The sequence below is a fragment of the Streptomyces sp. NPDC052496 genome, assembly GCF_040679095.1.
Taxonomy (GTDB): Bacteria; Actinomycetota; Actinomycetes; order Streptomycetales; family Streptomycetaceae; genus Streptomyces.
Window position 1 is genome coordinate 413823 of the sequence record NZ_JBFAUH010000002.1, and the last position, 12283, is coordinate 426105.

The following is a 12283-nucleotide window of genomic DNA, read 5'->3' on the forward strand; positions in this document are numbered from 1 at the left end:
GAAGCAACCGCCCCTGCGCCACCCCGGCGCAGGGGCTACACCTGCCCCATGCAGACCTTCCTCCCGTACCCCGACTTCGCCGCCTCCGCCGCCGTCCTCGACGTGCGCCGACTCGGAAAGCAGCGGGTGGAGACCCTTCAGGTGCTGCGCGGCCTCACCGTGCCCGGTTACGGCTGGCGGCATCACCCGGCCGTGCGCATGTGGGCGGGTTACGAGGAGGCCCTGGTCCGGTACGGCCTCGAAATGTGCCGTGAATGGACCGACGCCGGCCGCCAGGACACCTGCGCCACCACCCTCACCCACGACTTCACGGCCCACCGCCCCCGTACGCCCGTCCGTTCCTACGCCGAACTGTCCGCGGCCGGCGACCTCCCGAACTGGCTGGGCGACCCGGCCTTCCACCGCAGCCACCAGTCGGCCCTGGTCACCAAGGCCCCGGAGCACTACCGCGGCCTCTTCCCCGAGGTCCCGGAGGGGCTGCCGTATGTGTGGCCGTCGTCGGACCGGGGGACGGGGCGGGAGGACTGAGGTGCGGGGCGCCTCCGCCGTTCCGCCTCGTGCCGCCCGGCCGCCGCGCGTCAGTCCCGGCTGAGCCGCCGTGCCGCGTCGGTCAGAAAAGCCACCGTGACCAGTGCCGCCGCCAGCGCGAGCACCACCACCGGGGGCAGCCCCGCCGGCCGGCCCTCGATCCGGATGGCGCCCATGAAGTCGAAGACCGGCAGACCGTTGGCGATCGTGTACCAGAGGGGGAGGTAGACGGCCTGGAAGAGGCGGTGGGTACGGCTGAGGGTGCCCAGTGCCAGCGCCAGCGACGGCACGAGCAGCGCGCCGGCGGCCCAGCAGGCGATCCCCGTGACGTCCCCGGTGATGATCAGCCGCACCAGTGGACCCAGGCCCACCACCGCGGTCAGCGTGGCGCCCGCCGCCCACTCCGCGACCACCCGGCGGCGCGGCGCAGGGTAGGCGCCGAGCACGCCCTCGACCTCGTGCTCGTAGCGCTGCGTCCCCAGCCGCGACCAGATCAGCACCGGCCAGAGCCAGGACACCGGCAGCATCAGCCGCGTGGCGCCGGGCATCGGTGAGCAGACGCCGAGGAGCATCCAGAGTCCGGCACCCCACCACCACCATTTCGACCCGCCCTTGAGCAGAATGCGCAGCTCACCGGTCCATAGGCGGAGCAGGACGCGGCCGGGGCGCGGTGGTGTCTTCAGTACGGTGCTGACGGCGGCGTCATGGCCGCCCGCCGAGCGTGGCACCTCGTCCACGTATACGGCCGGGACCACGCCCGCCGCCTGGCCCTGCTCCGGGCGCTCGGCCGGCTGCCTGGCCCGCGCCGGGTCGAAGCGGCGGAACCACAGGGCGGGCAGCAGCGCGACGACCACCGCGATGCCGAGGAACGCCGCCCGGGCCAGCACGTACCCGGCGTCCGGTGTGAAGCCGTGCCAGACGAACACCCGCAGCGGCTCGTCCAGGTACGTCAGCCCCAGGCTGAACGATCCGTCCACCTCGGCCCGCTGCGCCGCCATGTCCTCGTACATCGACATGGCGACACTGTTCACACCGATGCCGCCCAGCGGCAGGCCGGGCCCCTGCCCGCCGACGGCCAGCCCCACCCAGATGCAGAACCACAGGATGTTGCCCAGCCCGCCGCTCAGCAGCGGCAGCGCCTCGAAGAGCAGGGCGAAGGCGGCGGCCGGCGCCACCAGGGGCATCGCGAGCAGCAGGAACGGCCGCCAGAGCGCGAGCAGGTCCACGCTCGTCGACTCGCCGCGTACGAGCTGCATCACCAGCGCGGTGACGGCGAGCACGCCCACCATCGAGGTCAGCACCATGAGATTGCTCAGGAACTTTCCCGCCAGGTAGGACGAGGTCCGCATCGGGGTCGCCGCGAGCAACTGCCCCACTCGGGTGCGGCGGTCGCGCTCGATGGCGTTGCGTACGACGTAGAAGCCGCCGAGCGAGATCCACAGGCCGCAGGCGAGCGCGGTCGCCGTACCGACGTACGCGCTGTTGTAGACGCCGCGGTAGTCACCGAGCTGCATGATGACCCACTTGGCGCCCGCGTCCGGCACCGCCACGTACCCCAGGGCCACCGCCGCGGCCAGGGTCACCAGGTAGGCGGGCCGCCGTACCCGGTCCTTGAAGTCGGCGACCGCCAGGCCGCGGAGCACACGCGTCATCGGCTCACACCGCCCTCGCTCGCGCCGACGCCGGCTGCCGCTCGGGAGCGGCGGAACCATTCGGCCCGTACGCTCCGTTGATGACGTGGAGGTACGCGTCCTCCAGGTCGGGGGTGAGCCGCACCGCGCCCTCGTACGGCTGCTCCGGGGACAGCAGCCGGACCTTCACGCCCTGGGCCGTACGCACCATCCGGCTGACGAGGTACCGCTCCTGCACCCGCGGCACGGCGGCCGGGTCGACCAGCGCCTCCCACACCTGCCCGTCCACCTCGCCCAGCAGCGCCTCCGGCGTACCACGGCGCTGCAACCGCCCGTTCGCCACCACCGCGATGTCGGAGGCGACCGACTCCACGTCGGAGACGATGTGGGTGGAGAGCAGCACCACCTTGTCCGAGGCCAGCTCGCTGAGCAGATTGCGGAACCGCACCCGTTCCTCCGGGTCGAGACCGGCCGTCGGCTCGTCCACGATGACGACCTGCGGATCACCGAGCAGTACCTGTGCGATGCCCACCCGGCGCAGCATTCCGCCGGAGTACGTGCCCAAGGGCCGCTTGACCGCCTCGGTGAGATTGACCAGTTCCAGCAATGCGTCGATACGGGCCCTGGCCGACCGGGCCGAAATTCCCTTGGCCGCGGCCAGATAGCCCAGAAACTCCCGCGAGGTGAGATTCGGATAGACCCCGAAATCCTGGGGCAGATACCCGAGCGCCCTGCGCAGCACATCGGGCCTGGCCACCACGTCCTCACCCTGAAAAAGGACCTCACCTTCGGTGGGACGGGTGACAGTGGCGGCGACCCGCATCAGAGAAGACTTGCCGGCGCCATTGGGCCCCAGCAGCCCCAGCATGCCCGGACCCATATGCAGGGTCACGTCATCGACGGCGCGTCTGCCGCCCTTGTACACCTTGGTGATTCCGGAAAGCCGCAGCACGATCAGCCCTTGCCCCGCAAGCCGGTCTTCGCGCCGTCACGCAGCACGGTGACCCCCTTCGGGACCTCCACCCGGAACCTGGAGTCACAAAGAGCGAATCCGCTGCACCCGGCGTCGATGTCCAGCACGTCCCCCTTCAACTCCCACGACAGGTGCGCACTTCCGGCCGCGGCATCGAACCACCGGGTGACCTTGACGTCCTTACGGTCCACCGCGACCAGGTCGGTGGCGATCTCGTGCGTCTTCACCTTCAGCGTCCTGCCCTGAAAGGGGAACGTCTTCGACTCGGGAGTCGCCTCCGAGGCATTCACCGAGCAGCCGGTCAGCCCCAGGCCCAGCGCCAGCCCCAGCGCCGTGACACCAGCAGGCACGGCCGTCCCACGGGCACGGCGCCGCTTCGACGTACCCCTGCCGAGCGTCTGCGTCACCGGCCCTGCCTGCTCCAACTGCCTTGCCTGCCTTGCCTGCCTTGCCTGTGTTACTCGCCCCACCTGGCCCACCCGCCTCATCTGCCCCTCCAGGCTCGCGTTTCTTGACCGCCACCGAGCCTTCCAGCGGGGAACAGGGGGCACATCTACCGAATGGCAGATATCCGCGGACGGGCCGGGGTCAGCGCGGGGCCCCGCCACCGGGCTCTCAGCGGACCTTCCTCGCCGTCGGAAGTACGCAGCCGACCTGCCAGCCCCCGTCATGCGGCCCCGCCCGGAACACCCCACCCAGCGCGTCGACCCGCTCCGACAACCCGGCCAGGCCTGTGCCACCACCGGTCCTGGCACGTCCATGGCCTCTGTCCCCAGCCACCCTGCTGCCTCCAGCCACGCCGCTGCCTCCAGCCACGCCGCTGCCTCCAGCCACGCCGCTGCCTGAAGCCACCCCACTGCCTCCAGCCACCCTGCCGTCCCTAGCCACCCTGCCGTCCCTAGGCTCCTCGCCGTCCCCAGCCACCCCACCCCCGTCATCGGTGACCGTCACCTCGACCGAACCCTCGGCAGTACGGCGCACCTCCACGCCGACCCGGGTGGCGTGCGGAGCGTGGCGCCGCACATTGGTCAACGCCTCCAGAACCACGCGGTACGCCGTATCCCCGGCCTCCCGCGACAACATCTCCGCCGGCTCGTCCTCCGCCGCCCACCATGTCTCCGCACGCGTCATCGCAGAGAATCGATCCACCAGCTCACCCAGATCGGCCAGCCCGTACACCCGGGTGGGCGGCGCCTCCTCCCACTTCTTCCCCTCCACCTGACGCAGCGCCCGCACCGTCTGGTCCATGGAGTCCAGCGCCCGCAGTCCCGCCCCCTCTAGACGCTCCAACAACTCCCGCGTCTGCTGCGGAACGCCCTGCTCCAGCTGCGCCCCCTGAACCTCCAGCAGGATCCCCGTCACCTCGTGCGCGACGAAGTCATGCAGATCGCGGGCGACTTCCAGACGCTGGGCACGCAGCGCCTGGTCGACCGCACGCACCCGCCGCCCGTCCAACGACCTCAGATAGAGCCCGACCCCGGCCACACACGCAGCAGGAAAGAACCCCAGAAACAGCCCGAAAACCGACTCACGCCACCCCTGCTCCGGCATGTGCAGCGTGATCCGCAACAGCAGACAGACGACTGCGGCCCCCACCAGCCCACCGACCCAGCCGACCCGGGACGCGGGCTCCCGCCGCGCCACCCGGTACAGCAGAACCAGCAGGGCGGCCCCCTCGAAGGGCAGCCAGAAGCCGACCGGCTTCGGATCCCCGAAATACGCGAAGTCCAGCACCAGCGACAGCCCCGCGGCGAAGCTCACCCCCTGCGCGAACGAAACCCGCCGCACCCCCCGCCCCAGCACCGCGACCGCCACCGTCACAGCCGCACAGAGCGCCAGGGGAAGCGCACCGACCGAGGCCCCCAGAGCAGGCAGCAGCACCACTCCCACAAGCACCACACACCACACACACCGCTTACGCCCCGGGCGCCTCACATCACCGTCCACGCGCCCGAGGCTACGCACACCGCCGGCCGCTCTCCGGCGCGCTTACGCGCTTCGCGCATACGGGCATACGGGTGTATGGGCGTACGCGATCACGCGGATACGCAGACACGCGGATCAGCGCGCCCCGCGCCCACGCTCCCGCCCCCGTTCATCCACATACCCCAACTCCCACGCACGCACCGCCACCCCCACCCGATTACGCACCCCGAACTTCCGCTGAATGCTCGCCACATGCGTCTTGACCGTCCCCGCCGAGATGAACAGCTCGCCGGCGATATCGGCATTGGTCTTCCCCTCACCCACCAGCGCCGCCACCTCGACCTCCCGCTCAGTGAGCGGCGAACTCCCCCTCTTCCCCCGCACATCCGCCCCCTGGACATGCCGGAGCAGCCGCACCGTGATCTCCGGACTGATCAGGCTGTCCCCCGAAACCGCCGCCCGCACCGCCTCCACCAGCAACGCCGGCCCCGACCGCTTCAGCAGAAACCCCGAAGCCCCGTACCGCAGCGCCGGATACACATACTCATCCAGATCGAACGTGGTCACCACGACCACCTTCGTCCGCCACCCCGCCGAATCCCCGGCGAGCACCCTGGTCACCTCCAGCCCGTCCATCCGCGGCATCCGGACATCCACCAACACGACATCCGGCTCCAGGCCCCGAGCCATCTCCACAGCCCCGACCCCGTCCACCGCCTCCCCCACCACCTCCACATCCGCCTGGCTCTCCAAGATCCGCCGCATCCCCCGACGAACCATCTCCTGATCATCAGCGATCAACACCCGAATGGCCACGAACGGGCATTCTGCCCCACCACAACGCCCCCCTGTCAGCTCGCGCCGCCACTCGCCCTCTGCGCAAGCCCTGCCGGCTTGGAGGGTCGGCGCGAAGGGGCGGGAGAGTTGCTCATGCCTTTTCGGCACCTGATAGCGCTCTTCAAGCCTGACCTGTTATGCAGTTCCAACAGAAAATGCGCAATTCATGGAGGGGGGAGTAGTGGGAGCTCCGTAAAGAGGTGAAACGATGAGCCGATGCTTGAGATTTCGTGAGAACAGTGTAGAATGCGGGCGGCACATCGGTGCAACTCCGGGCTGCCGCGAGCAAGTTCGGAAAGTGGAAATCGTCAGGAGTGGCTTCAAACCATGGGTGCACCGAATTGCGTGTCGCTCTTCTCGGGTGGGATGGGGCTGGACCTGGGCTTGGAGCAAGCGGGGTTCGCGATTCGATTTGCTGCGGACAATATGCCCGCAGCCGTTGCCACGGCGCGTGCGAATCGTCCGGAGCTCCCGTACTACGACGGTGACATCAGAGAACTCTCCGCAGGGCAGATCTTCCAGGCGGCAGGCCTTGCTCCAGGGGACGTGGACCTTCTGGCCGGCGGCCCTCCGTGCCAGAGCTTCAGTACCGCAGGTAAGCGGCTCGGGCTCGACGACGAGGACAAGGGCCCGCTTGTTTTCGAGTTCGTTCGTCTGGTGGAAGAGCTGCAACCCAAGGCCTTCTTGATGGAGAACGTCAAGGGCTTGCTCTCCGCTTCCACCCGATGGCGGAAACTGCCGTACAATAACAACGGCAAAATTATTGACGAGCTGCATGGTTCGCTTCTGCGTGAGCTCTGTGCCCGGCTGGAACAGCTGGGGTACAGCCTCAAGTATCGCGAATTCAACTCGGCCGATTATGGCGTTCCCCAGGCCAGGCAGCGCGTATTCTTGTTGGGATATCGGGACGGGACGCCGGTAACCTTCCCTGAGCCTACGCATGCGAAGGAGCCCAGTCTCTTTCTGGAGCCTTGGCGGACCATCGGCGAGGCCCTTGACGGTCTGGTCGATGATGATTCGCATTGCGCGAAGTTCAGTGAGCGTAAGCTGAAGTATCTGCGCATGGTTCCTGAGGGTGGTAACTGGAGGGACCTTCCGGAGGAGATCCAGAAGGAATCCATGGGGCGCGCCTTCTACGCGAAGGGCGGACGCTCAGGGTACTGGCGGCGCCTGTCGTTCAAGTCGCCTTCTCCGACTATTCTCACTGAGCCGCAGAATGCCAGCACTGCGCTGTGCCACCCGGTGGAGGACAGGCCACTCACGGTTCGTGAGTGTGCTCGTATCCAGACCTTCCCCGACGACTGGGAATTCCACGGTTTGGGCCGGGATCAGTACAAGCTTGTCGGGAATGCTGTTCCTGTGCTGTTGGCGCAGGCTATAGGTGAGCATGTCAAGACGACGCTGGAAGCGGGCATCCCAGTGACTTCCGTTTCTGTCTGAAGAGGAGCGAAGGCGGCATCATCCCTGTGCAGGGGAGGTGCCGCCGTCGCTGGCATCAGCTATTTGTTCACCCTGCGGAAGAGTTTTGCATAGTCGATCTGGCCTTCGTGGTCCCCGATCTCAGGCTGGGCCGCCAATGACAGCCTCTGCAGCAGGTCCGGAACCAGGGTGTCGAGAACTTCAGTCCTGAACTCCGAGCACAAGAGAGCGCAGACTTCCCCGACCCTGACGTCATAGTCGGCCGTGCCGCCCCCGACGCGCTGCCAGAATTCTTTGCTGGCGAGTGTGATGTACTCCTGCCCGGGCGGTTTCTTCGTTTTGGCCCTTCCGTAACATGGAGCAAAATACCCTATGAAGGACTTCCCCTGGGCCTGATATTGTTCCTTTACCCTGGTGATGGTGTTCGACAGGTTCTTCCGCGAGCTCATCGGCATGCAGTCCCAGCTCATCTTGACCTGGTAGCCGTGAATGACCCCGTCTGAGTCAATGCTTTCGAAGTCGAAATCATCGGGTAGGGCGGGTTCAGTGGCGCCGGGGAAGCAGGCCTTGACGATTGCTTCGAGGAGATGCCCGACGGCTTCCTCTTCCGAGGCGTACAAGGCGCTTTGCACCTGCAGTGTCGCCCAGTCTCGGACTGTCTCTGCGCCGCGGATTCGCAGCAGGAACGGATTGGTTCGCTTGAGGCGTTCAGAGATTCGAAGGTCTGAGAACCTTTCGCGCATTCGGTTCACATAGAGCCGTTCGGCTTCGGCGACTATGAATGCGGCTTGCTGCTGGTCGATGTGAAGAATCCGTGAGACTTCATCAGCCAGTTCAGCGTTCGATGCCTGCCGCTTCGGTTCCTCGTCGAAGCTCAGGGGGTCCTGGGTGGCTGCCGCCAGCTCTTTGCTGGTGACAGGTGGTGGGGCGTCCGGGTGCATGCGGCTCTTCGTATCATGGTCCCGATCCCCGGAGGACAGCTTCCGCCGGGTAGGTCGTGGCGGCCCTGAACCTGCCGGCGGCGTCGAAACAGCTGGGGAACAGGGCGAGTTCGATCGGCGTCCTGCCCGGTCGGCTCCCGCTCACCAGCGGTACGCCGGTGACGGGCGGAGGGCCACGCGATCCCGTTCATGCCTCGCCCGCGGCCTCCGGCATACGGCTGTTCCAGCCGCCACACGACTGCGGCATGCAACGCAAAGACCCCGCATCCAGCGTTCTCGCTGGTGGCGGGGTCTTCTGGCACTTCAGGTGAAGTGCCCCCGGCAGGATTCGAACCTGCGCACACGGCTCCGGAGGCCGTTGCTCTATCCCCTGAGCTACGGGGGCGTGTCGGCCGTTGTTCGCGGCGACGGGTAGAACACTACCAGCTCTGACGGGGTGTTCATGAACGGGTCGGGGGAGGGGCGCGTAGCGCATGGGGGAGTGGGGGTGGGGAGGGTCGGGGGAAGGTCCCTCGGACGGGGCGGAAGTGGGGAAAGCCCGGACGCAGCCGGAGGCGCGCGCCTAGTCTCAAGGTGTGCCTGGCTTGTCCGGCCGGGTCCTTGTGGTCGACGACAACAAGGTCATCCGGCAGTTGATCAGGGTCAACCTTGAGCTTGAGGGCTTCGAGGTCGTGACCGCGGCCGATGGTGCCGAGTGCCTGGAGATCGTGCATCGGGTCGCTCCGGACGTGGTGACGCTCGATGTGGTGATGCCCCGGCTCGACGGGCTGCAGACGGCGGCTCGGTTGCGGGCCGATCCGCGGACGCGGGGGATTCCGCTCGCTGTCGTCTCCGCCTGTACGCAGGGGGAGGTGGAGAGCGGGCAGGCGGTGGGGGTGGACGCGTTTCTGGCGAAGCCGTTCGAGCCGATGGATCTTGTGCGTATGGTGCGGCGGCTGATGAGTGGTGGCGGGGAGCTGAGGGGTGAGGGGCTGAAGGGTGAGGGGTTGGGGGATGAGGGATTGGGGGGCGAAGGGCTGAGGGGTGAGGGGCTGACTGATGCGGGGGGCGGTGGGGATGCGGGTGGGGGTGCAGGGGGAGACGGGGCCGCGGGGGGCGGTGTGGGCGGTGTGGGCGGTGTGGGCAGTGAAGGGGATGAGGAGTCTGTGGGGCGGCCTGCGGGGTGAGAGGGGCAGGGGTGGCAGGTGGCAGGTGGGCGGGGGTGCGGTGGTTACGGAGGGTGTGAGGGGTGTGGGGTGTCCGGTGGGTGAAACCGGGTGGCGGTGGGGGGTTGTTTCTCTCATAGGCTTGGGGCGTGACCCCCGCTGAGCTCTCCCGCGCCGTTCTGCGCTCCGTGCGTGGCGCTGTGGAGGACGGAGAACTCTCCGTGACCGTTCCGGAGCGGGTCGTGGTGCGTGCGCCCGCCTTGCGGAGTGGCGCCGGCGGTGGCGGCGACCGTGACGGTGACGGCGGCCGGGAAGCGGATTTGGCGTGCAATGTCGCGTTGCAGGTCGCCAAGGAGGCCCGGCGGCCGCCGCGTGAGGTGGCGCGGGTGTTGCGTGAACGGCTGGTGGGGGTGCCTGGGGTCGGCGCTGTGGAGATCGCCGGGGCCGGTTTTCTGAACGTGAGGCTGACGGGGCCCGCCCGCGCCGGGTTCGTGGCGAGTGTGATCGCTGAGGGGCGGGGGTACGGATGCGCCCGCGGCGGGCACGGCGGCGGTGAGCATCAGGGGGAAGGGCAGGATCTGGGGCAGGGCCAGGATCAAGGCCAGCCGCAGAGCCACGGCCAGGGGCAGGGCCAGGACCAGGGCCAGGGCCAGCCGCAGAGCCACTCCCAGGGGCAGGACCAGGGCCAGTCGCAGAGCCACGGCCAGGGCCCGGTGGTGCTGCGAGCTGCTCCGGGGGTGCGTGCTGCGGTCATGGTGGAAGCGCTGGAGCGGATTTTGCCGGCGGGGGGTGTGGGGGCCGGTTCCACGGCCGACGTGAAGCGGACCGCGGGGACGGCGCCCGAGGTGATCCGTCCCCGTCCCGTCGAGGGAAACCTGGGGGACTGGCCCGCCCTCACCGCCCGCCTGGGCCCCGATGAAGCCCGCTGGGTCCTGCTGCGGCCCGCCCCGCACGACGCTGTGCGCGTGCCCGGGCGGCCGGTGCAGCGGGAGAGCAACGGCCGGTTCCGGGTGCAGTACGCGTATGCGCGTACGTGTGCGATGACGCGGAACGCCCGGGAGCTGGGGTTCGTGGCCGAGCCGGGGGATCCGGGGGACGGGTGGCAGGGCCGGGAGGCCCGGGAGGTCTGGGCCGCGCTGGCCGAATTTCCGGGGGTCGTCGAGGCCGCCGCCCGGCACCGCGCGCCGGACCGGATCGCGCGGCATCTGGAAGTGACCGCCGACGCCTGGCTGCGATGTCATGACGTGTGTCCGCCGCTGCCCGTCGGGGAGGAGAAACCCTCGGCCGTGCACCGTGCCCGGCTGGCCCTCGCCGAAGCCGCCGGAACGGTGCTCGCCAACGGCCTGCACCTGCTCGGCATCTCCACGCCCGAACGTCTGTGAACCATCCGGCGGCGCCCTACGCGCGGCGGCGCCGGACCCGTACTCGAGGGGAACCTCCACGCCATGAGCCGCTCCGCACACCCCGCAGGCCCCCGCCACGGCGACGTCCTGCCCGAGGGCCACTACTCCGCTCCGCCCACCGACCTGAACACTCTCGACCCGCGGGTGTGGTCCCGTACGGTCAGCCGGAACGAGGACGGGCAGGTCACCGTCGGCGGGGTCGACGTCGCCGCGCTCGCCGAGGAGTTCGGCACGCCCGCCTACTTCCTGGACGAGGAGGACTTCCGGGCCCGGTGCCGGGCCTGGAAGGACGCTTTCGGGACGGAGGCGGACGTCTTCTACGCGGGGAAGGCGTTTCTCTCGCGGGCCGTGGTGCGCTGGCTCGCGGAGGAAGGGATGAACCTCGACGTGTGCAGCGGTGGCGAGCTGGCCACCGCGCTCGCGGCGGGGATGCCGGCCGAGCGGATCGCGCTGCACGGCAACAACAAGAGCATCGAGGAGATCACCCGGGCCGTGGAGGCCGGGGTCGGGCGGATCGTGCTGGACTCGTTCCAGGAGATCGTGCGGGTGGCGCACATCGCGGACCGGCTGGGCAAGCGGCAGCGGGTGCAGATCCGGGTGACGGTGGGCGTGGAGGCCCATACGCACGAGTTCATCGCGACCGCGCACGAGGACCAGAAGTTCGGCATCGCGCTGGCCGGCGGGCAGGCCGCGGAGGCCGTACGGCGGGTGCTGAAGCTGGACGGCCTGGAGCTGTCCGGCATCCACTCGCACATCGGGTCGCAGATCTTCGACATGGCCGGGTTCGAGGTGTCCGCGCGGCGCGTGGTGCAGCTGCTGACCGAGGTACGGGACGAGCACGGCGTGGAGCTGCCGGAGATCGACCTGGGCGGTGGGCTCGGTATCGCGTACACCTCGGACGACGACCCGCGCGAGCCGCAGGAGATCGCCAAGGCGCTGGGCGACATCGTGACGCGGGAGTGCGCGGCGGCCGGGCTGGCCGTGCCGCGGCTGTCCGTGGAGCCGGGCCGCGCCATCGTCGGGCCGACCGCCTTCACCCTGTACGAGGTCGGCACGGTCAAGGAGCTGGACGGGCTGCGGACCTACGTCTCCGTCGACGGCGGCATGTCGGACAACATCCGTACGGCTCTCTACGACGCCGAGTACAGCGTGGCGCTGGCCTCGCGGGTCTCGGACGCCCCGCCGATGCTCTCGCGGGTGGTCGGCAAGCACTGCGAGAGCGGCGACATCGTCGTACGGGACGCGTTCCTGCCCGCCGACGTGGCCCCCGGTGACCTGCTCGCGGTGCCCGCGACCGGCGCGTACTGCCGGTCGATGGCGAGCAACTACAACCACGCGCTGCGCCCGCCGGTGGTCGCGGTGCGCGACGGAGCCGGCCGGGTCATCGTGCGGCGGGAGACGGAGGAGGACCTGCTCCGCCTCGACGTGGGGTGACGACGGGCGCGGTACCGGAGGGCGGGTCCGGCTCCCGGCGGAGCCG

11 protein-coding genes and 1 tRNA gene are annotated in these 12283 nt (G+C 69.1%); 5 read left to right on the plus strand and 7 right to left on the minus strand.

The window, feature by feature from the left end; translation table 11 throughout:
• Positions 1-48: 48 nt before the first annotated feature.
• Entirely contained in the window at positions 49-528 is a 480-nt protein-coding gene (locus AB0L45_RS05260) for an MSMEG_6728 family protein (protein WP_365836274.1), read from the plus strand.
• A 50-nt stretch (positions 529-578) separates the two neighbouring features.
• On the opposite strand, the gene AB0L45_RS05265 is transcribed toward AB0L45_RS05260, so the two are convergent.
• The 5 genes from AB0L45_RS05265 to AB0L45_RS05285 all read right to left on the minus strand — a co-directional run bounded on the left by AB0L45_RS05265 (position 579) and on the right by AB0L45_RS05285 (position 5874).
• Entirely contained in the window at positions 579-2180 is a 1602-nt protein-coding gene (locus AB0L45_RS05265) for a hypothetical protein (RefSeq protein ID WP_365836276.1), read from the minus strand.
• A gap of 4 nt (positions 2181-2184) precedes the next feature.
• A complete protein-coding gene (locus AB0L45_RS05270) occupies positions 2185-3111 on the minus strand; it encodes an ABC transporter ATP-binding protein (protein ID WP_365836278.1) in 927 nt (308 codons plus the stop codon).
• Positions 3112-3113: 2 nt separating this feature from the next.
• On the minus strand, positions 3114-3482 hold the full coding sequence (locus tag AB0L45_RS05275) for a hypothetical protein (RefSeq protein WP_365836280.1): 369 nt from the start codon (positions 3480-3482) through the stop codon (positions 3114-3116).
• A 265-nt stretch (positions 3483-3747) separates the two neighbouring features.
• Positions 3748-5016, minus strand: coding sequence for an ATP-binding protein (locus AB0L45_RS05280; protein WP_365836282.1), 1269 nt, complete (start codon positions 5014-5016; stop codon positions 3748-3750).
• A gap of 177 nt (positions 5017-5193) precedes the next feature.
• Entirely contained in the window at positions 5194-5874 is a 681-nt protein-coding gene (locus AB0L45_RS05285) for a response regulator transcription factor (RefSeq protein WP_365836284.1), read from the minus strand.
• A 348-nt stretch (positions 5875-6222) separates the two neighbouring features.
• Here AB0L45_RS05285 and AB0L45_RS05290 point away from each other — a divergent pair, with 348 nt between their 5' ends.
• Positions 6223-7335, plus strand: coding sequence for a DNA cytosine methyltransferase (locus tag AB0L45_RS05290; RefSeq protein WP_365836286.1), 1113 nt, complete (start codon positions 6223-6225; stop codon positions 7333-7335).
• Positions 7336-7394: 59 nt separating this feature from the next.
• Here the strand turns inward: AB0L45_RS05290 and AB0L45_RS05295 are convergent, their stop codons facing one another.
• Both AB0L45_RS05295 and AB0L45_RS05300 read right to left on the minus strand, forming a co-directional pair.
• The gene (locus AB0L45_RS05295; RefSeq protein WP_365836288.1) at positions 7395-8255 is read right to left on the minus strand and encodes a PmeII family type II restriction endonuclease; all 861 of its coding nucleotides are present in this window, start codon (positions 8253-8255) and stop codon (positions 7395-7397) included.
• Between the two features lie 313 nt (positions 8256-8568).
• A tRNA-Arg gene (locus AB0L45_RS05300) sits at positions 8569-8640 on the minus strand.
• A 190-nt stretch (positions 8641-8830) separates the two neighbouring features.
• Between AB0L45_RS05300 and AB0L45_RS05305 the strand changes: the two genes are divergently transcribed.
• The 3 genes from AB0L45_RS05305 to lysA all read left to right on the plus strand — a co-directional run bounded on the left by AB0L45_RS05305 (position 8831) and on the right by lysA (position 12237).
• Positions 8831-9421: a response regulator gene (locus AB0L45_RS05305; protein ID WP_365836290.1), complete on the plus strand. Its 591-nt coding sequence runs from the start codon at positions 8831-8833 to the stop codon at positions 9419-9421.
• A gap of 128 nt (positions 9422-9549) precedes the next feature.
• A complete protein-coding gene (gene nrtL, locus AB0L45_RS05310; RefSeq protein WP_365836291.1) occupies positions 9550-10782 on the plus strand; it encodes an ArgS-related anticodon-binding protein NrtL in 1233 nt (410 codons plus the stop codon).
• 63 nt (positions 10783-10845) lie between these two features.
• Complete coding sequence (gene lysA, locus AB0L45_RS05315; protein ID WP_365836293.1) at positions 10846-12237, plus strand: diaminopimelate decarboxylase; 1392 nt, start codon at positions 10846-10848, stop codon at positions 12235-12237.
• Positions 12238-12283 lie beyond the last annotated feature (46 nt).

What these genes read in the sequence shown, in the direction of transcription:
- AB0L45_RS05260 (WP_365836274.1), top strand. Translation starts at nt 49, where the DNA reads ATGCAGACCTTCCTCCCGTACCCCGACTTCGCCGCCTCCGCCGCCGTC.
- AB0L45_RS05265 (WP_365836276.1), bottom strand. Translation starts at nt 2,180, where the DNA reads ATGACGCGTGTGCTCCGCGGCCTGGCGGTCGCCGACTTCAAGGACCGG.
- AB0L45_RS05290 (WP_365836286.1), top strand. Translation starts at nt 6,223, where the DNA reads ATGGGTGCACCGAATTGCGTGTCGCTCTTCTCGGGTGGGATGGGGCTG.
- AB0L45_RS05295 (WP_365836288.1), bottom strand. Translation starts at nt 8,255, where the DNA reads ATGCACCCGGACGCCCCACCACCTGTCACCAGCAAAGAGCTGGCGGCA.
- lysA (WP_365836293.1), top strand. Translation starts at nt 10,846, where the DNA reads ATGAGCCGCTCCGCACACCCCGCAGGCCCCCGCCACGGCGACGTCCTG.